This window comes from Corynebacterium sp. HMSC063A05, from assembly GCF_001809695.1.
Taxonomy (GTDB): Bacteria; Actinomycetota; Actinomycetes; order Mycobacteriales; family Mycobacteriaceae; genus Corynebacterium; species Corynebacterium amycolatum.
In genome coordinates, this window is sequence record NZ_KV798502.1 from 99,325 (window position 1) to 122,317 (window position 22,993).

A 22,993-nucleotide genomic window follows, 5' to 3' on the forward strand; every position below is an offset into this window, starting at 1 on the left:
TCATGCCACCTCCACAGCTGGCACGAGGTGACATAGGTGTCGTGAAGTGCGATCTGCCCCAGCCCAGAGGGTGGAGTGAAGTGCTGTGTGTGGGGGGGGGCGGCACCGCCCAGCTACAGATCCAAATCCAGCGAAGCGCCCGGAATAGCGTCCAGCAGCCGCTGGGTGTATTCCTTCTCCGGGTGGTCGAAGAGATCGTCGGTAGGACGGTGTTCAACCATCTTGCCGTGCTCCATCACGATGACCTCATCAGCCACCTGCCGCACCACAGCGAGGTCATGCGTAATAAAGAGGTAGGCCAAATCCATCTCTTCCTGCAGCTCAGCAAGCAGTTCGAGCACCTGAGCCTGAACCACCACGTCGAGGGCTGACACCGCCTCGTCACAGACCACAACCTCAGGGTTCAGGGCCAGTGCACGCGCAATCGCAACACGTTGACGCTGGCCACCCGACAGCTCACCGGGGAAGCGGCGACCCATCTCCGCGGGCAGCGCGACGCGGTCGAGAAGCTCGAATACGCGCTGCTCACGCTCCTGCTTGGTGCCAATCTTGTGAATTTGCAGCGGCTCCTCGATGGAGGAATGCACCGTGCGCATCGGGTCCAGCGTCGCATACGGGTTCTGGAAAATCGGCTGAATGCGACGCCGCAGCTCGAGCTCCTCTTTACGATTCCGGCCCTGGACGCGGTTACCGTCGAAAAGCACTTCGCCCTCTGTCGGATCGAGCAGCCCCAGCGCCATATTTGCGACAGTGGACTTACCCGAACCGGACTCGCCCACGATTCCGATGGTGCGACCGCGGCGCAGCGTAAAGCTGATGTCATCGACGGCGCGAAAGGAATCCTTGCGCCACGGACGGTCGCCGGGGATGGCAAAGTCGCGCACCAAGTTCTTCGCGACCAGAATCTCCTTCTGATCCGCATCCGATGTCGTCGGCGCCGCCACCACGCGATCACCGCGGCGGGCAGCCAGCGACGGAGCCGCCGCGATCAGCTGCTTGGTGTATGGATGCTGCGGGCGAGTGAGGACTTCCAGGGCAGGGCCGGTCTCCACGACACGTCCTGCTTGCATAACGACGAGTCGGTCAGCGCGCTCGGCAGCCAAACCGAGGTCATGAGTAATAAGCACCACGGACGTGCCGAGTTCGCTAGTGAGCTTGTCGAGGTGGTCAAGGATCTTCTTCGCCACGGTCACGTCGAGCGCGGAAGTGGGCTCATCGGCAATCAGTAGCTTTGGGTGCGCGGCCAAGCCCATCGCGATAAGTGCGCGCTGGCGCATACCACCGGAGAACTCGTGCGGGTATTGGTCGATGCGCTTTTTAGCATTCGGCAGGCCGGCCTGTTCCAGCAGCTCAATCGCCTTTTTGTAGGCTTCAGAGCCAGTGGCGATGTTATTGGCGCGCAGCGCCTCCTTAATCTGGGAACCGATAGTCCACACCGGATTGAGGTTGGTCATCGGATCCTGGGGGACCAGGCCAATACCGTTGCCGCGGATGCTAACAAACTCGCGGTCCGTCAAGTGTGTGATGTCACGGCCATCGAAGGTGATGGTGCCACCGGTGACTTCACCATCACCGGGCAACAGCCCCAGTGCGGCGTGGACAGTGGTGGACTTACCCGAGCCGGACTCGCCGACAATGGCGACTGTCTCACCGGGGAAAACCTCCAGGTCGACGTTGTGCACCACATCGGTCAACGATTTACTGCGGCGGCCGGACGCTGTGGTCGTCGGAAAGCCGATGCAGACGTCCTTCAGGGTGAGAATTGGTGCTGAGGAAGTATTGGTGTCGGTGCTCATCGACGACGCTCCTTCGGGTCGAGAGAATCCTTCAAAGCGTCACCCATGAGGATGAAGCCGAGAACGGTAATCGCCAGGGCGAGTGCTGGCCAGAACAGGTTGGACGGGGCCTGGCGGAGCACCTGCTGTGCGACAGAGATGTCGTTGCCCCAGGAAACGGTGGTCGTCGGAAGGCCAATGCCCAAGTAGGACAGCGTGGCTTCGGCGACGATGTAAATACCCAGTGAAGTCGTGGCCATAACGATGACAGGGGCGAGGCAGTTCGGCAGCACATGGCGGAAGAGAATGCCAGTGTTGGACAGACCGAGCGCCTTGGAAGCGGTGACGTATTCCTCGTTCTTCACCGAAATCACCGAGGAGCGCACCACGCGCGCCATCTGCGGCCAGCCGAAAGCAGCGAGCACGAAGACCACGGACCAGATGGTGCGTTCGGTAAACAGCTGCATCAGCACGATGCCGGCCAGAATCAGTGGAATGGCAAAGAACATGTCCGTGATGCGAGAGAGCACCGCATCGACCCATCCTCCCAGGTAGCCGGCGATTGCGCCGAGGATGATGCCGACGATGGTCACGGCCAGGGTGACGCCGATACCGACGATGACCGAGGCGCGGGCACCGTAGATGACACGGGCGTAGACGTCATAGCCCTGCTGCGTGAAGCCCATGGGGTGGCCTTCGCGGGCCGGCGCCAGGGAGTCGCGCAGGTTAGCTGCCGACGGATCCACCGAGGTGAACAGCGACGGGAACGCGGCCACTGCGATGGAGAGCAAAATGATGAATGCGGAAACCCAGAACAGTGGGCGGTAACGCAGGTTCTGCCAGGCCGAACCCCACAGACCAAGTGGTGGGTTGTCGGGCAGCTGCTTGTGGTCGGGGTTCGTCGCCGGATTTGGTGCCTGCGCGGTGTTGGCCTGTGCGGTGTTGGCCTGCTTTTCTGGCTGAGTCGAATCTAACTGCGTCGAATCTGGCTTAGGCATAACGAATCCTCGGATCCAGGACTGCGTAGAGCAAGTCGATGAGCAAGTTGGCGAACATGTAAATAACCACCAGGATGGTCACGATGCTGACCACGGTGGGAGCTTCACCAATCTGGACGGCGTGGAAGATCAGGCCACCGATACCGGGCACGTTGAAGATGCCCTCGGTGACGATTGCGCCACCCATCAGAGCGGCGAGATCAGCGCCGATGAAGGTCACAACGGGAATCAGCGAGTTACGCAAGATGTGGCGGCGGGTGACTTCAGAGGTTGGCAAGCCCTTGGCGCGGGCGGTGCGCACGAAGTCAGCATGGCGTGCCGACGAAACCTCCGAGCGCGTCAGTCGCAGAACATAAGCAACCGAGACGAGACCCAGCACGAATGCCGGAAGTAGCAGGGAAGTAAAGGACGCATCGCTACCGACAGTGGGGGAGACAATGTGCCAGCGCACACCGAAGAGGTAGCGGGCAACGAAGCCGAGCACGAAGGTCGGAGTTGCAATGACTAGCAGGGACAGAACCAGGACGGTGGAGTCGAAGAAGCCGCCCTTGCGCATGCCTGCGATGACGCCAAGGCCGATGCCGAAGATTGCCTCAATGGCAACGGCCATCAGTGCCAGGCGAATAGTAATGGGGAAGGCCAGAGCAATTTCCTCGCCGACTGAGCGGCCGGAGAAAGTCTCGCCCATATCCAGTGTGAACAGGCCCTTTAAGTATTCCCAGTACTGGACGAAGAAGGGTTCATCCAGGTGGTAGTGCGCGCGCAGCGCAGCGACCTGCTCCGGCGGCAACTGCTTGTCGCCGGCCAATGCGGCGATGGGGTCACCGGGCATGGCGAAGACCATCGCATAAATCAGCAGCGTGGCACCGAAGAAGACCGGCACCATCTGCAGGAGTCTCTTTCCGATATACCAACCCATGGCGCTAGTCCTTTTCAATCATTGGGTAGTCCAAAATGCCATCCCACATCACCACGGCATTACGCAGCTTCGGGTTCCACGCCACCGAAGCATTCGGGTACCACAGAGGGATTGCAGGCAGGTCTTCCATCAGCACAGACTGAGCCTTGACGTAAATCGGCTTGGCCTCCTCTGCGCTCTTTGCCGAGGACGCTTCCTGAATGAGCTTGTCGAACTTCGGATTCGAGTAGTGGTTGTCATTCGCGGAACCACCGGTGGCGAATTGCGGAATCATGTAGTTGGCAACCGATGGGTAGTCCGCTGACCAGCCGGTACGGTAGCCGCTGGTCAGGGTCTCATTAGTGATCTCATCGCGCAGCTGCTTGAAGGTCGGGTAGGCCTTGCCGTGAGATTCAATTCCGAGGGTTTCACCAATCATGTTGGTCACCGCTTCAACCCACTGCTGGTGCCCGCCGTCGGCGTTGTAGGCAATATCGAACGAGCCCGTAAACGGCGCAATTTTGTTGGCCTCGGCCCACAGTTTGCGAGCCTTGTCCGGGTTGTACTTCAACACATCCTGCCCAGGCACATTCGGATCCAAGTCACCGAGCGTCAGTGAGCTGAATTCGCGCGCCGGGGTGCGCGTGCCGAAGAAAATCTTGTCAGTGATGAGCTGGCGGTCAAACGCCATGGAAATTGCTTGACGACGGAGCTTGCCCTCTTCACCCGAAAAGCCTGGCAGATTTCGCGGAATTGCGAAGTATTGCGCTGAGGAAGTTGGGACGTTTGCGCTGGAGTCAGGGAAGTCGGTTTCAAAGCTGGCCATCGCCGTCGGTGGAATGGTGCGCGGCAGCGTGTCCAGGCGGCCTGCCTGGAGATCCGCGTACGCGGTGTCCATGTCCGAGTAGAAGCGGTAGACCAGACCGTTGTTGCGAGCCTTGTGCTCACCGGCGAAGTTATCATTTTTGACCAAGGTCAGCTGGTTATTATGCAGCCACGCACGACCTTCGGCCATCTTGTAGGGACCATTGCCGATGGGGTGTTCACCGAAAGCCTTCTTGTCTTCGAACGCTGCCTTCGGCAGTGGCATAAACGCGACATAGCCGAGGCTGAGCGGGAAGGAGGAATCTGGGGTGGTCAGATCTACGGTGAACTTCAGATCGTCGACCTTTTTCAGACCGGAGAGTGTTTTCTCCGTGGCCTTTTCTCCCGAGACAGCATCAAAGCCCTGCACGTTGGCGAAGAAGGACTGCTGCTTCTGCAGGTTCGGGCCGTAGGCAGCGTAATTCCAGGCATCGATGTAGCTCTGCGCGGTGACGGGTTCGCCGTTGTGGAAGGTCCAGCCCGGTTTCAGCGTGATGTCGAAATGAGTCGAGTCCTCGTTGGGCTTAATTTCTGCCGCATGGTCCAGGATCATCGAGCCGTCGGTGTCGTAGCGCACCAGACCTGAGTAGAGCACGCGGAGGATATCGCCACCACCGGTTTCATTGGTGTCAGTGGTGTACAGCAGCGACTGCGGTTCGGAGTTCTGAACCACAATGAACCCGGCGCCGACCTGTTGCTGGTCAGTGCTGCAGGCAGCAAGTGCAGCGCCCGGTAGGACAATTGCCAGCAAAGCCGCCAGGATTTGGCGGACATGCAGCGTGAACTTTCCTTTTTCGCTGAGCGCTGTTGCGTGCAGTTTTGTGGCACGGAACTTCTCTCGCTGTCGGAGCTTCCGCCGGAGTTCCTGCCGGGTGTGGAAGGGGCCGGAGGCAACGGGTCTATGCATCGCGAGCCTTTCTAGATTCTGCCAGCTAGGCGATATGAATTTGGTGATCGGCTCACTCCAAACGACTCAGCTACCCACCTCCCAGCTGCTTAGCAATGGTGGTGGTGAAACCTTTGGTTGTGACGGATTCTAAGGTTTGGATACGACCGTTCAATACAGTCTCTAACCTTACAAGTCCAAAAAACATATGAGTATTGATCAGGCGAACCATCCCTTATTTGACGGTGTCTTTTACCCTCGATTGGGGAGTTAATTCTGTGCAGCGGTGAAAGTCTGTGACACCCTGGCACCCCCGCAGGGGTTGTCCTCTGGTGCTCCGCGACGTTGGCGCTCAGCCAGGCTCCGTCCGCGTTGGGCTTATTCGCGTTGGTCCCATCCTCGGGCCCCGTCCGCGGGCCCCATCCGCGACTTCACGACAGCTATGTCACCTCATGCCACCTCCACAGCTGACACGAGGTGACACCCGTGTCATGAAGTGGGCTTTGGGGCTTGGTAGAGGGGCGCCGGAGCGCCGCCAAGCCAGCGCATTAAGTCCCGCAGTACGAGTGGAAAGCCCCCAACTCCCGCGGTGCCGGCTCAGTGAACCCCGCTGGGACGTCTTGCAACTCAAAGGGGTTGGTTACCGCCTCCAGCAGGTGCCGGTAGGCGGCCAAATCCCTCGCCCCTGCTTCTCCTGTCGCCCCTGCCTTCGCTAACGCTTCCGTGACCAGGTGATTCCGGGGAATATACAGCGGATTGGTTGCCTCCATCAGCGAAAGGGCCGTCGTCTGGTCGATTCCCAGCTCCTCCCGCGTCCGCTGCCACAACTGCCCCCACTCAGTCGCGGCAGCGGGGAGCGCAGAATCATCAGACAGCCTGGTCAGCGCGGTCAGCGCAGTGAAATCCTGCCCATCACCATCGGCCAGAGCCTCAATCAGCGCCCGATGAGCATTCGTGTGGTCGAGCCCAAACTTCGCCAGCAACGCCTGCCACTGCTGTACCAAGGGGATGGCCAGCGGGTCGTCGTAAAGCGAGGGGAGAATCCCCAACTTGGGCAGCCACCTGCGGCTGAGCGCATCGGTGAACTCGTCGGCGAATTCTCCCAGGATGTCGCGGGCGCGTGCGAGGGCATCCTCCGGGGTGCCTGCGAAATGCGGTAGCAAAGTCTCCGCGAGTTTCGACATGTTCCACCCCGCGATTGTTGGCTGCGCGCCGTACGCGTATCGACCGCCGCGATCAATACTGCTAAACACCGCCCGCGGATCGTGCGCATCCAGAAACGCACACGGCCCAAAGTCGATGGTCTCGCCCGCGATGCTGGCATTGTCGGTGTTCATCACGCCGTGGACAAAACCGCAGGCCAGCCACGCCGCAACGAGATTGGCTTGCCGCTTGACGACGTTTCGGAGAACCGACTCCGCCGAACCCTCGTAGCCATGCCGCTGCGCGGCGAAGTCGATGAGCCGGTCCATGATTCCGGTGTCCGCTCCGGAGCGTGCGACCAGCTCGAACGTGCCAACTCGCAGGTGGCTGGATGCTACGCGCACGACAATGCCGCCCGGTTGAAGTTCGGTGGTGGGATCGGTGTTGTCGAATGGGGTTTGCGAGCCGCGGTAAATCTCTTCGCCAGTTTTGACGACCGCCAGCGCGCGGGTGGTGGGGATGCCGAGCGCATACATGGCTTCGCTGATGAGGTACTCCCGCAGGGCGGAGGTCAGCGTGACTTTGCCGTCACCGCCACGGGAGAAGGGCGTGGGGCCGGTGCCTTTCGCCTGAATCTCGTAGGCCTGGGTGTTGTCGCTGTGGGGTGTCTCTTTGGGGTAATCCGGCAGCCCAGTCAGCCCCGGTTCAGCCTCAACTGTGGCAAGCAAGAGCGCGCGACCATCACCGAGTAGGCCTGCGAAGTTACCGAACTGGTGGCCGGCGTAGGCCGTGGCCATCGGGGTTGTGTATGCGCCGGGTGGGGTATCGGTTTCCTTGCCGACTCCGCGGCCAGTGAGGAACTTCAGGCCAGCGTCTGACCGGAGCCACTGTGGGGAGAGACCGAGCTGGCTCGCGAGTTCGTCGTTAAGCATGACGAGCTGCGGTGATGGGGCGTCAAACCCCTCCTGGTCGATAGCGAGTTCAGGAAGTGCAGTGGGTAGATCAGCGACGTTTCTAGCCATGTGCGCAGTTTAACGGGTAGGCCGGATTGAGAATATGCGCTTTTATGTTCAGGGCTTGCTGAGGCGAGCGGTGTCGTCTTCAAACTCGCCGTTCAAGCGGCGATAGAGCGTTGCTCGCCACCGCTCCGGAAGCTCAGGGGCGGCGAGGAGACGGTGGATGCCCTCGATGTCCTGGCGGTCGATGTTCATGACGCGATTGGTCTCTGCAACAGAGACAGCGCTTGGAAGACGTTTGGCCAGCCGCATGGTGTCACCTTCAGCGATGGTGCCGGGATGAAGGACCCGCAGGTAGTAGCCGGAACGGGACTTCGACTGCATGAGCCTGGGCAGTCGGCGATCACTCCAACGTGCCGAGACCGTGGCACACGGACGACGCGGTTGCGTGACCTGGACTGTCAGATCGTTCAGTTCGAAGATGTCACCCAGACAAACCACCTGGTCAGGAAGGCCTTCTAGCGTGAGATTTTCGAAGAAAGCGCCCTCCGGCAAATCGAATCCATCAGCCGCCCACTGAGCCATGAACTCGAATGGGTAGCAGCACATCGCTTTGTTTGGTCCGCCATGGACCTTCAAGTTGCCCTGGGCGTCGCCGTCAAGGCCGTTTTCTGCGACTATTACGCGGCCCGTGCGTGGTGATTTGGCGGCGCCGGTGCTGATTTCACGGCCGCTCCACTTTTGCGTCACTACCGGCCCGGTGCGGACACGGCGCACTCGGCCGATGAGTTCTGGGAGTTGGTGGCTCGGCTGTGGGCGGCTTGGTTGTTCCTGGCTTGGTCGTTGGTGGCCTGGCTGGGTCTGCGGGCTCATGTCTTGAGTCTGCCATGTGACTGGAAGCGTTTTAGCCAGAAAAGGAGAATTTATATGCGCCTCTTGGAAGTGCGGTAATGGCATCAAACCAGCGTCCGCGCGGTGTCGTTGAGGCTGCCAATGCCTTACGAATCATGCCCGCCGCCGAGCCGTCAAAGATCGCATCCCACGTCAGGTGGATGATGGCGTAGCCGAGGTTGGTGAGTTGGTAGTCGCGACGCCGGTCATGCCAGATGTTGGCGGTGCCCGCGTGGTGTTGGCCGGCGCCAGCGCGCGTTTCTGATTGCACTGTTGATTGCATTCTCGATTGCGCGGGCTCGTACTTCATTCGCCCGTCGCACTCGATGATGATTCCGTGAGCCGGAAGCAGGAAATCCACACGCGCAACGAACACCCCGGCCTCATCTACTATTCGTGGTTGCTGCACAAATGACAGCTTTAGCTCCACGAGCAACGCCTTTGTCACCGACTCAAATGCACTTTCCGACCACGGCGATGCCACCATCAGCACCTCCAGCATGCGGGGCCCACGCACTCGACCCCGTTGGTCGTGCACGTGGGGTAAGAAATCAGTACTGGAAATGGCCACGTGCCGCGGCGCTGCGAGCTGCGGAAACTCCTGTTCAATGTCCCAATTTGGTGGCTCAAAGCGCAGTGGCGCCTCCGGCCACGGCAGGGCTTGCTGAGGCTGCATTCCCGTCGAACCAAGTGTTCCGACCGAGCCACGCAGGGCGCCGTCGGCAAGCGCGATAGCTTCGGCAAAGCGTCGAAAGACCTCGGGTTTGCGGCGCGTGGCATCGTCGACGCGCGGCTGAGCAGCAGCGATATCAACCACGGTTCGCGCCAGAGTAGTGACCCGCACGCCATCGATGGTGGTCGTGGCACTTGGGGGCAATGCTAAGTAATTCTGGTGAAATTGCAGGCCATGGTGTGTTTTAAGTGTCGACGACCCACTTTTTACACTGGAACTGAGCGTCAGCGTTTGCGGAATATCGAGCAGTGGCAGGCTATGTATCAGCGCTGCTGCGATTCCGGTTAATACGCGATCTGGGTGTGCCTGTGAAATGGCAATGCATTGAATCCGTGCCCGGATGAGTTCCGCCTTAATGGCAAGAATTCCTCGTGGAAAATCGCTGTTAGATGGCCATATTCGTGCATCCGCGTAAGTGCCCCGAAACAACTGAACAAGTTCACCGCGCTCGACCGCCCGGCTGAGAATCCCTCGTGCTGTATTTCGGCTGATATGAGTCTGTTCTCGCAGGTGCACAATTCCGGAGGAATTGAAAATGAGCTCGCTCGTTTTCCGCATGGCGGACATTCTCATCGATGGTGCGGAAGCCCGCTGGCCAAAGACCGTTGTAAATCAACTTTCTGTGGATAGTTTTCGGACTGTGGATAACACATCAATTGAGCCAGACTGCAGATCCAAAAGTAACTGTTAAAGGCGTTTACAAGGGTCAAAATTACCTAGACTCGCATGTTTGGTGCCTTTTTTGCCCAAATCCAGGGAGCTGACCTGGGAGTTTCTAATTTGAAGCCCACCAAACATGCGAGTCTGCGTCAAAACACCCCTGTTAAATGGCGATAACCGTTGTTTTCGCTTTACGACGGATCCAAGTCCACCAACCTTCCCTCGAAAAGCCGAAACCCCGACCCGCAGTTAGTTAAAAACTGCCGGTCGGGGCTGGTTGGTGTGCTGTATGGCCTAAGCCGTATGAACTAGTGAACTAGCTAGCCGGGGTGAAAAGAGCCCTACTTCTTCAGGGATTCCGGAGCGTTGAAGCGCTCGCCGTGCTTATCGGCCAGCTCTTCGGCGCGCTCGACGAAGCCTGCGACACCGCGGCGCTCTGGGTGAGCTGCAGCCGGGTCGACGACAGTGGCGCCGTCGTAGTTCTTGATGAACTGGCGAGTACCACCGGTCCAGGCCGGGTAGCCGATACCGAAGATGGAGCCGATGTTGCCGTCGGCGTCGTGAAGCAGAACGCCCTCGTCGACGCACTTCTGAGTCTCGATGGCCTCGATGAAGAGCATGCGGTCGACCAGCTCCTGCAGGTCGGTGTCTTCCGGAGCGATCGGGGTGATGTTCAGCTCCTCGCGCAGCTCGTTGAACAGGCCCGGCCAGAGACCGGAGCGCTTGCCGTCGACGTACTCGTAGAAGCCCTTGCCCTCGAGCTTGCCCGGGCGTTCGAACTTGTGCAGCATGGCCTCGACCAGAGCCGGCACGCCGCCCTCGTCCAGGGACTGACCTGCAGCCTCGGCGGCAGCGCGGGTCTCGCCAGCGATCTTCTCCATGAGCTTGAGATTCAGCTCGTCGGCAAGCTGGAGCTGCGGTGCCGGGTAACCAGCCTGGCGGCCAGCGGCCTCGATGATGGCCGGGTCATAGCCCTCGGCAACCATGCGCAGAGCCTCGTTGATGACGGTGCCGATGACGCGGGAGGTGTAGAAACCGCGGGAGTCGGTAACGACAATCGGAATCTTGCGAATTGCAACAGCGAAGTCCAGCGAAGCGGCGAGGATTGCCGGGTCGGTGTTGTCGCCGGAGATGATCTCAATCAGCTGCATCTTGTCCACCGGGGAGAAGAAGTGCAGACCGATGAAGTCCTTCTCACGCTTGACGTGGGAAGCCAGCTCGGTGATTGGCAGGGTGGAGGTGTTGGAGCCCAGGATGCAGGTCTCCGGAACCGCGGCCTCGATTTCGGCGTGAACCTTGTGCTTGAGGTCGGTGTTCTCGAAGACGGCCTCGATGACCAGATCGACGTCGGACAGGTCGTCGTAGGACTCGGTCGGCTTGATGCGGTTCAGCAGTGCTGCGGACTTCTCCTCAGTGGTGCGACCGCGCTTGAGAGCCTTCGCCTCCAGCCCCTCAGAGTAGGCCTTGCCACGCTCGGCGTTCTCCAGGGAAATGTCCTTCAGGACAACTTCCATGCCAGCCTTTGCACACACGTATGCAATACCTGCGCCCATCATGCCGGCACCAACGACGGCAACCTTCTTGAACTCGCGCTTCGGGTACGGGGTGCCGTCAGCCTGCAGCGGACGGGAGCCGCCGCCCTGAGCGTGATTGAGGTCGAAGAAGAACGCCTGCATCATGTTCTTCGACTGAGTGCCGGTGACCAGCTCGGTGAAGTAGCGGGACTCGATACGCAGTGCAGTGTCGATGTCGACCTGAGAGCCCTCGACGGCAGCCTGCATCGCAAGGCGCGGAGCCTTCATCGGGGAGCCCTTGAGCTGCTTGGTCAGGTTTGCCGGGAAGGACGGCAGGTTCATTGCGAACTTAGGAGTCTTCGGGTCGCCGCCCGGGATCTTGAAGCCCTTCTCGTCCCACGGCTGTGTGGCCTTGGCATCTTCGCTGGTTAGCCATGCTCGAGCAGTGTCAATGAGCTGCTCCGGAGCAACAACCTCGTCAACGAGACCAGCTGCGAGGGCCTTGCCCGGGTTCATCTGAGCGCCGGTCAGAATGACCTTCATCAGCGCGTCCTGAATACCCAGCATGCGAACGACGCGGGAGACACCGCCGCCACCCGGCAGCAGGCCGAGGGTGACCTCTGGCAGGCCAATCTTGGAACCGCGGGCATCAGCCGCAACGCGGTAGTTAGCAGCCAGCGCGACCTCGAGGCCGCCGCCCAGTGCTGCGCCGTTGATGGCGGCAACAATCGGCACCGGGAGCTTCTCCAGGCGACGCAGGGAGGCCTTCATGTCCTCGACCATGTTGAACATGTCAGCTGCATCGTCCTCAGTGGCCTTGGACATCTGCTTGATGTCACCGCCTGCGAAGAAGGTCTTCTTCGCAGAGGTGATGATGATGCCCTTGATGGAGGTCTCAGAGCCGTCGCCAATTTCGTTTTCCAGGCGCTCCACGGTGGCGCGGATGTCGTCCTGGAAAGTCTTGTTCATGGTGTTGACCGGCGCATTCGGGTCATCCATGGTGAGGGTGACGATTCCGGCGTCGTCCTGATCCCACCGGAACATGTTATCTGTGCTCATAAATCAGTCAGTCCTTTGTGGTTATCGCGGTGTGGCCGCGGTAATTGTCGCTGTGAGTTTCGTTCCGGTTTGCTTTAGACGCGCTCGATGATGGTTGCAACACCCATACCGCCAGCCACGCAGAGCGAAATGAGGGCGTAGCGGCCACCGGTGCGGTGCAGCTCATCGATTGCGGCGCCGGTGATCATGGCACCGGTTGCCCCCAGCGGGTGACCCATGGCCATCGCGCCGCCGTTGATGTTGAGCTTCTCGTAGTCGATGCCCAGGTTCTGCTGAGCATGCTTGACGACGGCGGCAAACGCCTCGTTGATTTCCCACACGTCGATATCGTCGACCGTCAGGTTGGCCTTGGCCAGAGCCTCGCGGACGGCTGGCTCGATACCGGTGAGCATGATGGTCGGTTCGACACCATTGACGGCGGTGGCGACAACGCGTGCGCGCGGGGTCAGCCCCATGTCTGCGCCAGCCTTCTCAGAACCAACCAGGGTCAGTGCAGTGCCATCGACGATGCCGGAGGAATTACCTGCGTGGTGGACGTGGTTGATGCGCTCGAGCTGCGGGTACTTCTTCAGTGCAACTGCGTCGAAGCCACCCTGCTCACCCATCATGGTGAAGGCTGCGCGCAGGCCGGAGAGGGACTCTGCGGAGACGCCCTCGCGGATAGTCTCATCGCGGTCGAGGATGGTCAGGCCGTTAGCGTCCTTGACCGGGACGACGGAGCGGTCGAAGCGGCCCTCAGACCAAGCCTTTGCGGCACGGGCGTGGGAGAGTGCTGCCATTTCGTCGAGGGACTCGCGGTCAAAGCCGTCAAGCGATGCAATCAGGTCAGCGGAGATACCCTGCGGGACGAAGTCAGTTGCGAACGAGACCTGTGCATCCATTGCCATGGCGCCGCCGTCGGACATCATCGGCACGCGGGACATGGATTCAACGCCACCGGCAAGGACGAGCTCGTCCATGCCGGAGCGGACCTTCTGAGCTGCCAGGTTGATGGCAGACAGACCCGAAGCGCAGAAGCGGTTGATCTGGACACCGCCGGTGCGGTACGGCAGACCTGCGGTGAGCGCTGCGGTGCGGGCAATGTCCGCACCCTGGTCGCCGACCGGGCTGACGCAGCCAACGATGAGGTCGCTGATGCGTTCTTCATCCAGCTCCGGGAAGCGGTTGCGAATTTCGTCGATGAGGCCGACGAGAAGTGATACCGGGCGTACCTCGTGGAGGGAGCCGTCCTTCTTGCCCTTGCCGCGCGGGGTGCGAATTGCCTCGTAGATGAAGGCTTCGCCGCCCGGCTGAATGGTGGCGGAAGTCATGTGTTTTTACCTCACAGATTCGTCGTAAAGTGTCGTGCGTCACTCTATAACGAATGGCGGATTGCCGGGGGTGATTTGAGGGGTACTGGGGAGAAAGATGATCCGTTGCAGTCATTTACCTGCGGTTATGGGAGAAACCGGGGGTAATTACATAAGTAGTTTTGGGCGCAGAGTCGCGGAGGCAGACCGGCAAAAGTCGAATTTCCGCAAACGCCCGCCCGCAACCATCAAGCCGCCTCTTCACCATCGCCGGCGAACCCCAAGTTCCAATAGCGCTCGACAAAGGCCTGGATGCGCTGCAGCACCCGCGTCTTGACCTTCTCGCGCTCATTACCTGGGGTAAACCGCGACATTGGCGGAAGAACACGAACAATTCCGGTGCCAAGCGTGCTGACAATGCCGGTGGTCAGCGCCTCTTCAATGAAAGATTGCGCCGTCGGCATCCGCAGCTTTTCTTCAGTGATGATCGCATTGAGTTCTTCCGTGCGTTTGGTCCTGATGAATTCCTCCCACTGCTCGTCAACGGGCTGTGTCAGGCTCACGGTGCTGACGAACTCTTCAATCAGGTCGCGCTTGTTCCGTAGCGATGGGCTGGAGTTTGCAGCACGAGAAATCTGGGCACGAATTTCTTCTCTCTCGTCACTGCCGTGGGTTTCGCGGTATTGCTCGACGAGCATGAGAATGTAGTCGACATTGATCTCTACCTGCTTAATCAGCTCCATCTCGAAGACCACATCTTCGTTGATGGACTCCCGTTCCCCGTCGCTTTCAGTACGGAATTCCGCGAACAGGTCGAGGTAGATACTGCGGTAGTCCTGCTCCTGGCGAGGCGTCAGCAGCGCGTCATCGGCGAATTGGTCGAAGGAGGTCAGGATGTTTTGGACACACAGTATCGCTCCGAAAAGCTTGATGAACTCCTTTTTCGCCTTCTCGCCAACAATTGCCTTATCCAGCGGGTATTCCTGGAGCAGCTGATTCACCAGCTCGGCGTATTCGGCAAAGTACTCAGCGTAGGGCTTGAGCAGCACCACGCTTTGCGCTTTGGTATCACCGAAGAGCCGCAGCGCCTCATTTGTGGCATCTTCGAGGTCTCGGAAGCAGACAATGTTGCCGTACGTCTTAACTGAGTTGAGGATTCGGTTGGTACGCGAGAATGCCTGAATCAACCCGTGGTACTTCAGGTTCTTGTCCACGAACAGGGTGTTCAAGGTGGTCGCATCGAACCCGGTGAGGAACATGTTGACCACGATGGTCATATCGACTTCCCTGTTCTTCATTCGCAGGGAGAGGTCTTTGTAGTAGTTCTGGAATTTCTCGGCTGAGGTGTCGTAGTTGGTCTTGAAATACCCGTTGTAGTCGGCAATCGCCGCTTCCAGGTAATCGCGCGCAACCTTGGGTAGCTGCTCGGGCTCCATGCCTTCTTCAAGGAGCAAGCCTGTCTCGTCGGCCACGGCAGTAGCTGCCGCAGCGCTTTTCTTTTCGCTTGACGACGGAATCGTCGGTGACTCATCCTTTTCGGCCTCATTTGGCGCGAATGAGTAAATCATGGCAATTTTCAGCCGCTCTGCTTCCGGCAGTGACGCTTGCGCTTCTTTGAAGAGGCTGTAGTAGGTGTAGGCAGCCTCAACAGAAGCGGTGGCGAAGATAGCATTGAAGCCACGAACTCGTTGATTTTTCTTTATTTCCTTAATTCGACCGCGGTGCCGGGCCTTTGCTGAGGCGGATACGTTCTCGACAACGCGGTGTTCGTAGAAGGTTTCCCGCTTCGTTTTCTGCGCGAAGTGTTCGAGCGTGTAGTCGACGACGTTTTTTAGGCGTGGCTCGGCCAGGAGTGCGCCTTCAGTATCGATGCCTGTGACTTCCTTGTCCTTAACGTTTCCAACCGAGATGGTGTTGACGTAGTCGATCCGGAAGGGCAGGACATTTTTATCGGTGATGGCGTCAACGATGGTGTAGGCGTGGAGTCGTTTGCCGAAAGCCTGCTCGGTGGTTTTGAGGTTGGCCTTGGTGCCGCTGGTGGAGTTGTCAGCGAAGATGGGTGTCCCGGTGAATCCGAAGAGGTTGTACTTCTTGAATGCCTTAGTAATGGCAGTGTGCATGTCGCCAAATTGGGAGCGGTGGCATTCGTCGAAGATGATGACTACGTGCTTGCTGTAGACATCGTGGTGCTTGTTGCCTGCGATGAAGTTCGACAGCTTCTGAATTGTGGTGATGATGATGGCCGCATCGTCGTCTTCCAACTGCTTCTTCAGCACGGCGGTCGAGGTGTTGGAGTTGGCAGCACCCTTTTGGAAGCGGTCATACTCACGCATGGTTTGGTAGTCGAGGTCCTTGCGGTCGACGACAAAAAGGACCTTATCGACATGCGAGAGTTTACTAGCCAGCTGTGCTGCCTTGAATGAGGTGAGGGTTTTCCCCGAACCGGTCGTGTGCCAGATGTAGCCGCCGGCCTCCGTGGTGCCAAGGCGTTCACGATAGTTATTGGAAATCTCAATTCGTTGCAGAATCTTCTCAGCAGCGACAATCTGGTACGGGCGCATCACCAGTAGTTCTTCCGCGGCGGTGAAGACGCAGAATTTAGTCAGAATATTGAGAAGCGAGTGCTTGGACAGGAATGTCTTAGTGAAGCCAACAAGATCCCGGATGGGTTGGTTGTTTGCGTCAGCCCACCACGATGTGAATTCAAAGCTCTTAGCACCGCGTGCTGGGCGGCCTTTTCCTCCCGTTTCCTTGATGTGCAGTTCACGGGTGGTGTTGGAGTAGTACTTGGTCAGCGTGCCGTTACTGATGACAAACAGCTGCACATAATCGAACAAACCGTCGCCAGACCAGAAAGAGTCACGCTGGTAGCGCCTGATCTGGTTAAAGGCTTCACGCAGCTCTACGCCACGACGCTTGAGTTCGATATGCACCATGGGAAGGCCATTGACCAGGATGGTGACGTCGTAACGATTGGAGTGTTTCGCACCGCTTTCGCCCTTTTCCACCTCGTACTGGTTAATGACCTGCAGCCGGTTGTTATGGACATTTGCTTTATCCAGCAGTCGGATGTTTTTGCTTGTGCCGTCGTCACGCGTAAGAACCTGAATGTGGTCTTCGTGGATGCGACGGGTCTTTTCCTTGATTCCGTCGTTGGCGCTGGTGATGCAGGTGCGATAGAACCGTTCCCATTCCGCGTCGCTGAAGGTGACGTGGTTGAGGGTTTCTAGTTGGCGGCGAAGGTTGGCAACGAGGTCTGCTTCGCTGTGGATGGGCAGGTAGTCGTAGGCCTGCGACTGGAGGATGTCGATGAGCTCCTGCTCCAGTTGCGCCTCGGTTTGGTAGTCCTCCGAGGTGCGCTCCTCGGCCTGGTACTCCGCGACGACGGTGCTCTGCTCACCGACAGCGATCGGGTCGTACTTGGTTACTCGTCGCTTGCCGACGCCGTCCTGGTTCATGCTGCCAGCACCTTTTCCATAGTGTTAATTTGAAGCGTTACTTTTATGAGTCTCTATCTTAGAGAGTCCGGGGTAGCACGGGGTGGTGCAGCTAATCCACCAAGGTTCCCACAAAAACCACAACCACTGTTAGAATAAGGGGGCTCTAATCTAACAATCCCCAGGTGGTGGTTCGCTGTGGCTCCGACTTTGCCGGGAATGGAAGTTCGCCGGGAGCAGCTGATAGCTCAAGTTGACGCTATTTTGGAGTCGGCAATCGACGATTGTGTGCGTAAAACCAAAGAGACCCAGTCGATTGATTTCAAAGAGGAAGCTGGCCGACGTAGAGGTTCCCAGATTGAACCTGGTAAGTTGGAGAATCCGACAGCTGCCGACAAACTTGCCGACGAAGTGGCCTGCATGGCCAATACTCCTGGTGGCGGTGCCTTGATTGTTGGAATCGAGGATAAAACAGGGCGGATTATCGGTACCGAACTGGACATAGATTGGTTGCGGCAGGCTATCTATAGCCGGATTGATATTGCGCCCGATGTTGTCGAAAAGCGTGTGCAGGGCCAGCGAGTGCTTGTCATTTATGTTGCGGCAGCCTCTGAACCCGTTGAAGATACTGGGAACAGGCTGCGTTGGCGTGTTGGTGATTCGTGCAAGCCGGTGGACCGGTCGGAATGGTGGGAGTATCGGCGTGCGCAGGACGGCTTTGATTCAATGGCGCAGGTTAGTGCCGCAACACTTTCCGATGTCCGTCCCGGTGCCCTGGCGTTGGCCAGGAAATGGGACCCAGTGTTTGCCGAGCTTACCGACCAAGAAGTGCTGCACGGCATTGGTGCTCTTGATGCCAATGGATTCCTATCAATGGCAGGAAAGCAGCTATTTACTTCGGCAGGGCGTACGGTTATTGAGCTCAGCATTTTTGATGTTCACGGTGGTCAGGTGCTTAACAGAGTGGTGCCGGAACCTGAGAAGTCGTGTCTTGAGCAGCTTGCGTACATAGAGCAGGCTCTGAATGTGGTGAATAAAAACAACACTGTGGTGGAGGGGTTCGTACATAAGCCAGTGCCAGAGATTCCACGCGGTGCAGTGCGTGAGGCGATGCTAAATGCCATGATTCACCGCGATTGGAATCGAAGCGAAGCCATTGATGTGCGATGGATTGAGCTCGACAGCACCTTGATTGTGCGAAGCCCCGGTGGTTTTCCAGGAGCAATCACCGAAAACAATGTGTTAAGTAACCGTTCTGCTCGTTACCCCGCTCTGGCTGATGTGTATCGCGCAATTGGGCTCGTAGACAAGCAGGGTGTTGGGGTGGATCGCATGTACCAATCGATGATTGCCCTGGGGCATCGGCCGCCCACCATTGAAGAAGTAGCGGGCCCGTTTGTGGAAACGACTTTGGTGGGTGGCAGTCCCGTGCTGCCCGTTCTTGAGCTGATGTCAAGGATAATCCCGCAAGCACGGCAGGAAGATTACCGCATTGCAATCGTGTTGTATCTACTTTTTCAGCGCCCATTTGTCACGGTTGCGGAAGTAGCGCGTGGGCTGCAAGCCGGGCCTGAATCGGCTCACAATGCCCTGGATGCAGCCCGACAAACGACGGTACTGGGTGAACCGCTGATTGTCCCCCATGCTGGAGTGTGGGTGCTTGGCGAAACATGCCGAGCAATCTTGCGCAAAGCTGAACCGACGCCATTCTTGCCTGCGCGGTACCTCACCACCGATCAGGATGAACTCCAGAAAGCAGCGATGTTGTGGCTGTGTGAGGTTGGGGATATCGCTACAAGTGACCTCATGGTTCTGTCTGGAAGCTCCCGCGGCACAGTGAAGGCCTGTATCGACGTCATGGTAGAAACCGGCATTGTCACTGCCATTGGCAACGGCCGATCGCGCAGGTATCGGCTCACTAATCCGTCAAGGTCCCTGTAGAAACCGAAATCATTGTCAGATTAGACACTGCCTAATCTGACAATCCGGAGGTGGGTGATGAATGCGGAAGTATCGCTGACCTGATGGAGCGAGGGAAGTCCGGCGTCCCGCTGGGACTCGCCGACGCCTCCCTGGTTTATGCCGAAAGCTCCTTAAACGTGAGTAGTTGATCCCGGTAGAACTCGTACTGCTTCCGGCGAGCTTCAATCTCGGCAGGCAGGCCGGAGGTGAGGTCGTTCACGAGTGCATCGAACTTGTCGAGAATATTCACGATGCGCTGCTGCTCTTCGAGGGGAGGGATGGGGATTGGAACAGATTTCAGCCGCTGCACAGATAAACCTGGCTGGGCGGATTTTGTTGCGTATTGGTTTAAATCAAGAAATTTGAGCATGTGGTAGGCCCAGCGTGTGTTGACCGAATCATGGGCGTTCATGACAATCGCGTGTTCTGTTGCGTAGAAATCTTCAGGAGCCCAATTTACATTTCCGCAAAGAGCCCCTTGTCTGCCTATCAGCACAGCCCTTTCTGGATTGGATGCCTCCCGAACATAGCCGCGAACTCCATTTCCACCAAAGGCGGGAAATGGGTGAGAAGCCGTACGTACCGGACTGATTTCGTCTCGTCGTATCGCTTTGCCGGCTTTCATTTCGAATACGTCTCCTAGCGTTGTCCGCTGGACTCTCTCTCTCTCGGTGAACGTCAGCAGTTGATCACGATAAAATTCATACTGCTTTTTCCTAGCTTCCAGCTCCGCTTCCAGCTCCGCTTCCAGCTCCGCTTCCAGCGATTGGAAGGTGTCGAGGATTTTTACAATTTCTTGTTGGATTTCCAAAGGAGGGCATGGCAAGAGGATTCTCCCCATATTCGTGCCCGAGATGGAGCGGACCTTTGTGCCGAAAACAAACTTTCGTTTTTGTTTCTGGAAAGGCAGTGAGCGTAGAAAGTATGAAACAAACTTAGGATTTAATTCAGTTGTAAAGATCAATGTGTGGTTACTAACTGCGACTGAATCTTCACCTAGCCAAGCAACTGCTTTGCATAAATCTTCATCATTTTCACTGGTATCTGCGATGATAATGTCGCCTGGTTGAGCTTTCTTTGCTTTAGAGAATGTTAACGAGGAAACAAATGACTTAGTTTCCGTAGCCCAGATTCCGTAGTGGGTATAAATCTGGCCGTAGTGAATACAGCCGACACCGCTTTCGGTGAAGTCTTTCTTCTGGAGTCCGCCACCACGACTGAATTTTCCTAGCTCGCCCAAAGGCTTGTACTCCACACCATCCGGGCAGAGTTCCTCGATGAGTTTTTCGATCTGGTTCACTTCTGCTCCTTCGGTGGTTGCTGGATCTGCTTCTGAACTGCAGTGATTTCCTTGAGATAGTCCCGTTCCACACCACTCGGTTGGGCATCCATCACAGTTTTGTACTTCTCGTATTCCTCATGGGCCTTCTGTACCGCTTGGCGGTGGGAAACCGTTCCTGCTCCCTCCAAAGACTTGCCACCCATGGCCGCAATCATTGTGGTGAGATGATCCATCCAGTCCGCCATGTACGTCGGCTGGTGCATCTGCGCACGGAATTCTGCCGCATCGAAGTAGGCAGAAACCAAGGTATTTAGGCGTTTTAGCTCGTCCTCGGCAAGGAAATTCTTGGCAATCTCCATCTCGGCCTTGGTGATGCGTTCGCCCTTCCAATTGGTCAACCCCATGTTTGGCTTTGTGGCATCCGAACGCTCGAAAACCACCTCGGCTGCCGTGTGGCCGTGAGCACCAAAATGAAGCTTATTTTGGACCGTGGCAAAGAACTGCTTACTCACAGCGGCCCGTGGATCGTAATCCACGCTGGTGGCGTACAAATCTAGAACCTGGCGATGAATGACCTTCTCACTAGAGCGAATATCGCGGATACGCTCCAGCAATTCACGCCAATACGTTCCGCCGCCGCCTTCTTTCAGCCGCTCATCATCCATGGCGAAGCCCTTGATCAGGTATTCGCGCAAGACACCTAGCGCCCACTGTCGGAACTGAGTACCGCGCAGGGACCTCACTCGGTAGCCCACGGAGATAATCACGTCGAGGTTGTAGTGCTCCCGCTCGCGCGAAACTTCCCTTGAGCCTTCGAGTCGAACTGTTCGGAATTTCCGAACAGTTGCCTCTGACCTGGGCAGCTCGCCTTCCGCAAACACATTCCTAATATGTTCGGAGACATTCGCCTTCGACGACTGAAACAGCTCCACCATTTGGGCCTGGGTGAGCCAGACGGTTTCGTCGACAAGCCGTACCTCAATGCGAGTAGCGCCGTCGTCTGTGCGGAACATCACCAGCTCGCCTGCAGACGCCATGTTCATGTCGCCGTTCGTGTCAGGCATCGGTGCGGGTTCCCTCAAGGTCTGCCACGATCTCATCGATCGCCTCGCGTAGCTGGCGCTGGCGCTCCACAATGCCAACGATCTGCTTATTCAGCTCTACGATGTCTATGACCTCGCGGGTGTCTTCGGGTTCGACGTAGGAGGAAACTGCGATGTTGTAGTCGTTATCCGCAATCTCCTCAGCGGGCACCAGCTTGGTGAAATACTCCACATCCTCTCGGGCAGTGAAGGCATCCAGAATCTTCTTCTGGTTCTTGTCATTCAGTCGGTTCTTGTTGCCACTGCGCTCGAACTCTGCGGAGGCGTCAATGAAGAGGACCGAATTGTCCTTCTTCGACTTCTTCAACACGATTATGCAGGTTGCGATGGTGGTGCCGAAGAAAAGATCCGGCGGCAACTGAATAACCGTATCGACATAGTTGTTATCCACCAGGTACTTGCGAATCTTCTTCTCCGCGCCGCCGCGGTAAAGCACACCGGGGAACTCAACAATTGCGGCTGTGCCATTCGTCGCAAGCCACGAGAGAATATGCATCGTGAAAGCCAAGTCAGCCTTTGACTTCGGCGCAAGGACGCCTGCCGGTGCGTAGCGCGGATCGTTAATCAGCAGAGGATTGTTATCGCCCTCCCACTTGATGGAGTAGGGCGGGTTGGACACGATTGCCTCAAACGGCTGGTTATCCCAGTGCGCAGGTTCAGTGAGTGTATTGCCCAGCGCAATGTCGAAATTGTCGAAGTTCACATCGTGCAAAAACATGTTGATGCGCGCAAGGTTATACGTGGTCAGGTTGATTTCCTGGCCGTAGTAGCCCTCGCGGACACCGCCCACGCCCAGCACCTTCTTGAACTTCAACAGCAGTGAACCGGAGCCAACAGCCGGGTCATACACCCTGTTCACACTCTTCTTGCCCACCACAGTGATTCGAGTCAGCAGCTCAGAGACTTCCTGCGGCGTGTAGTACTCGCCACCGGACTTGCCTGCCTGAGAGGCGTACATGCCCATCAAGTATTCGTAGGCATCACCGAATAGGTCGATGGAGTTGTCATCGGCTTTAACCGTGAGAGGCATATTGCCGATATGTCGCATCAGATCGTAGATCTTGTTATTGCGTTCGATGACTGAGTTGCCGAGCTTGTTGCTGTCCAGGTTGATGTCGTCGAAAAGCCCTTGAAGATCGCTTTCGCTAGCGGTGCCTTTTGCAGATGCTTCGATATTTTTGAATACCTGCTGCAGTCGCTCATTGAGGTTCTCGCGGTAATGTTCGTCAGCCGCCTGCTTGCAGACATTCGTAAACAACTCAGAGGGCAAAATGAAGTAGCCCTTTTCCTCGACGATACTGGTGCGTCCCCACTCAGCATCCTTGTCAGAAAGGGAAGCGTAATCCGCGTCCTCATTTCCGGCGTCACGTTCGCCGTCATCGATGTACTCGGAGAGCTTCTCTGAGATGAAGCGGTAGAACATCATGCCGAGCACATAAGACTTAAAATCCCAACCGTCCACGCTGCCACGCAAGTCGTTGGCGATGTTCCAAATAGTCCTGTGCAGCTGTGCCCGGTCCGCGTCGCTCATAGTGAAAATCCC

General features: G+C 57.5%; 14 protein-coding genes. 1 reads left to right on the forward strand and 13 read right to left on the reverse strand.

Annotated features, from left to right (window positions below):
• Positions 1 to 113: 113 nt before the first annotated feature.
• The 10 genes from HMPREF2651_RS06190 to HMPREF2651_RS06235 all read right to left on the reverse strand — a co-directional run bounded on the left by HMPREF2651_RS06190 (position 114) and on the right by HMPREF2651_RS06235 (position 17,124).
• The gene (locus tag HMPREF2651_RS06190; RefSeq protein WP_049181796.1) at positions 114 to 1,796 is read right to left on the reverse strand and encodes a dipeptide ABC transporter ATP-binding protein; all 1,683 of its coding nucleotides are present in this window, start codon (positions 1,794 to 1,796) and stop codon (positions 114 to 116) included.
• On the reverse strand, positions 1,793 to 2,773 hold the full coding sequence (locus HMPREF2651_RS06195; protein WP_049181794.1) for an ABC transporter permease: 981 nt from the start codon (positions 2,771 to 2,773) through the stop codon (positions 1,793 to 1,795). The genes HMPREF2651_RS06190 and HMPREF2651_RS06195 overlap by 4 nt, the downstream gene beginning before the upstream one ends.
• Positions 2,766 to 3,692: an ABC transporter permease gene (locus HMPREF2651_RS06200; protein ID WP_038626862.1), complete on the reverse strand. Its 927-nt coding sequence runs from the start codon at positions 3,690 to 3,692 to the stop codon at positions 2,766 to 2,768. The genes HMPREF2651_RS06195 and HMPREF2651_RS06200 overlap by 8 nt, the downstream gene beginning before the upstream one ends.
• Positions 3,693 to 3,696: 4 nt before the next feature.
• Positions 3,697 to 5,442, reverse strand: coding sequence for a peptide ABC transporter substrate-binding protein (locus HMPREF2651_RS06205; protein WP_049181793.1), 1,746 nt, complete (start codon positions 5,440 to 5,442; stop codon positions 3,697 to 3,699).
• 527 nt (positions 5,443 to 5,969) lie between these two features.
• Positions 5,970 to 7,586, reverse strand: a complete 1,617-nt coding sequence (locus HMPREF2651_RS06210) for a protein adenylyltransferase SelO (protein WP_049181791.1) — start codon at positions 7,584 to 7,586, stop codon at positions 5,970 to 5,972.
• Positions 7,587 to 7,634: 48 nt separating this feature from the next.
• On the reverse strand, positions 7,635 to 8,393 hold the full coding sequence (locus HMPREF2651_RS06215) for an MOSC domain-containing protein (protein WP_235191276.1): 759 nt from the start codon (positions 8,391 to 8,393) through the stop codon (positions 7,635 to 7,637).
• 31 nt (positions 8,394 to 8,424) lie between these two features.
• Entirely contained in the window at positions 8,425 to 9,702 is a 1,278-nt protein-coding gene (locus HMPREF2651_RS06220) for a PDDEXK family nuclease (RefSeq protein WP_168162261.1), read from the reverse strand.
• 443 nt (positions 9,703 to 10,145) lie between these two features.
• Complete coding sequence (locus HMPREF2651_RS06225; RefSeq protein ID WP_049181787.1) at positions 10,146 to 12,377, reverse strand: 3-hydroxyacyl-CoA dehydrogenase NAD-binding domain-containing protein; 2,232 nt, start codon at positions 12,375 to 12,377, stop codon at positions 10,146 to 10,148.
• A 74-nt stretch (positions 12,378 to 12,451) separates the two neighbouring features.
• Positions 12,452 to 13,687, reverse strand: coding sequence for an acetyl-CoA C-acetyltransferase (locus HMPREF2651_RS06230; protein WP_049181786.1), 1,236 nt, complete (start codon positions 13,685 to 13,687; stop codon positions 12,452 to 12,454).
• 227 nt (positions 13,688 to 13,914) lie between these two features.
• On the reverse strand, positions 13,915 to 17,124 hold the full coding sequence (locus HMPREF2651_RS06235) for a type I restriction endonuclease subunit R (RefSeq protein ID WP_049181785.1): 3,210 nt from the start codon (positions 17,122 to 17,124) through the stop codon (positions 13,915 to 13,917).
• A gap of 198 nt (positions 17,125 to 17,322) precedes the next feature.
• Between HMPREF2651_RS06235 and HMPREF2651_RS06240 the strand changes: the two genes are divergently transcribed.
• Positions 17,323 to 19,044: a DUF5635 domain-containing protein gene (locus tag HMPREF2651_RS06240; RefSeq protein ID WP_049181907.1), complete on the forward strand. Its 1,722-nt coding sequence runs from the start codon at positions 17,323 to 17,325 to the stop codon at positions 19,042 to 19,044.
• A gap of 136 nt (positions 19,045 to 19,180) precedes the next feature.
• Here the strand turns inward: HMPREF2651_RS06240 and HMPREF2651_RS06245 are convergent, their stop codons facing one another.
• From HMPREF2651_RS06245 to HMPREF2651_RS06255, 3 genes are read right to left on the reverse strand one after another with little or no spacing between them, the layout of a single operon-like run.
• Positions 19,181 to 20,365 carry a restriction endonuclease subunit S gene (locus HMPREF2651_RS06245; protein ID WP_049181784.1) on the reverse strand — a complete coding sequence of 395 codons (1,185 nt, stop codon included), beginning with the start codon at positions 20,363 to 20,365 and terminating at the stop codon, positions 19,181 to 19,183.
• Positions 20,362 to 21,411, reverse strand: a complete 1,050-nt coding sequence (locus HMPREF2651_RS06250) for a virulence RhuM family protein (RefSeq protein ID WP_070559806.1) — start codon at positions 21,409 to 21,411, stop codon at positions 20,362 to 20,364. Before HMPREF2651_RS06250 ends, HMPREF2651_RS06245 begins: the two co-directional genes overlap by 4 nt.
• Positions 21,404 to 22,981: a type I restriction-modification system subunit M gene (locus tag HMPREF2651_RS06255; RefSeq protein ID WP_049181782.1), complete on the reverse strand. Its 1,578-nt coding sequence runs from the start codon at positions 22,979 to 22,981 to the stop codon at positions 21,404 to 21,406. The genes HMPREF2651_RS06250 and HMPREF2651_RS06255 overlap by 8 nt, the downstream gene beginning before the upstream one ends.
• Positions 22,982 to 22,993 lie beyond the last annotated feature (12 nt).

Bases quoted from the DNA above. Each gene is read 5' to 3' on its own strand.
- HMPREF2651_RS06190 (WP_049181796.1), bottom strand. From the start codon at position 1,796: ATGAGCACCGACACCAATACTTCCTCAGCACCAATTCTCACCCTGAAG.
- HMPREF2651_RS06195 (WP_049181794.1), bottom strand. From the start codon at position 2,773: ATGCCTAAGCCAGATTCGACGCAGTTAGATTCGACTCAGCCAGAAAAG.
- HMPREF2651_RS06200 (WP_038626862.1), bottom strand. From the start codon at position 3,692: ATGGGTTGGTATATCGGAAAGAGACTCCTGCAGATGGTGCCGGTCTTC.
- HMPREF2651_RS06205 (WP_049181793.1), bottom strand. From the start codon at position 5,442: ATGCATAGACCCGTTGCCTCCGGCCCCTTCCACACCCGGCAGGAACTC.
- HMPREF2651_RS06210 (WP_049181791.1), bottom strand. From the start codon at position 7,586: ATGGCTAGAAACGTCGCTGATCTACCCACTGCACTTCCTGAACTCGCT.
- HMPREF2651_RS06215 (WP_235191276.1), bottom strand. From the start codon at position 8,393: ATGAGCCCGCAGACCCAGCCAGGCCACCAACGACCAAGCCAGGAACAA.
- HMPREF2651_RS06220 (WP_168162261.1), bottom strand. From the start codon at position 9,702: ATGCGGAAAACGAGCGAGCTCATTTTCAATTCCTCCGGAATTGTGCAC.
- HMPREF2651_RS06225 (WP_049181787.1), bottom strand. From the start codon at position 12,377: ATGAGCACAGATAACATGTTCCGGTGGGATCAGGACGACGCCGGAATC.
- HMPREF2651_RS06230 (WP_049181786.1), bottom strand. From the start codon at position 13,687: ATGACTTCCGCCACCATTCAGCCGGGCGGCGAAGCCTTCATCTACGAG.
- HMPREF2651_RS06235 (WP_049181785.1), bottom strand. From the start codon at position 17,124: ATGAACCAGGACGGCGTCGGCAAGCGACGAGTAACCAAGTACGACCCG.
- HMPREF2651_RS06240 (WP_049181907.1), top strand. From the start codon at position 17,323: ATGGAAGTTCGCCGGGAGCAGCTGATAGCTCAAGTTGACGCTATTTTG.
- HMPREF2651_RS06250 (WP_070559806.1), bottom strand. From the start codon at position 21,411: ATGCCTGACACGAACGGCGACATGAACATGGCGTCTGCAGGCGAGCTG.
- HMPREF2651_RS06255 (WP_049181782.1), bottom strand. From the start codon at position 22,981: ATGAGCGACGCGGACCGGGCACAGCTGCACAGGACTATTTGGAACATC.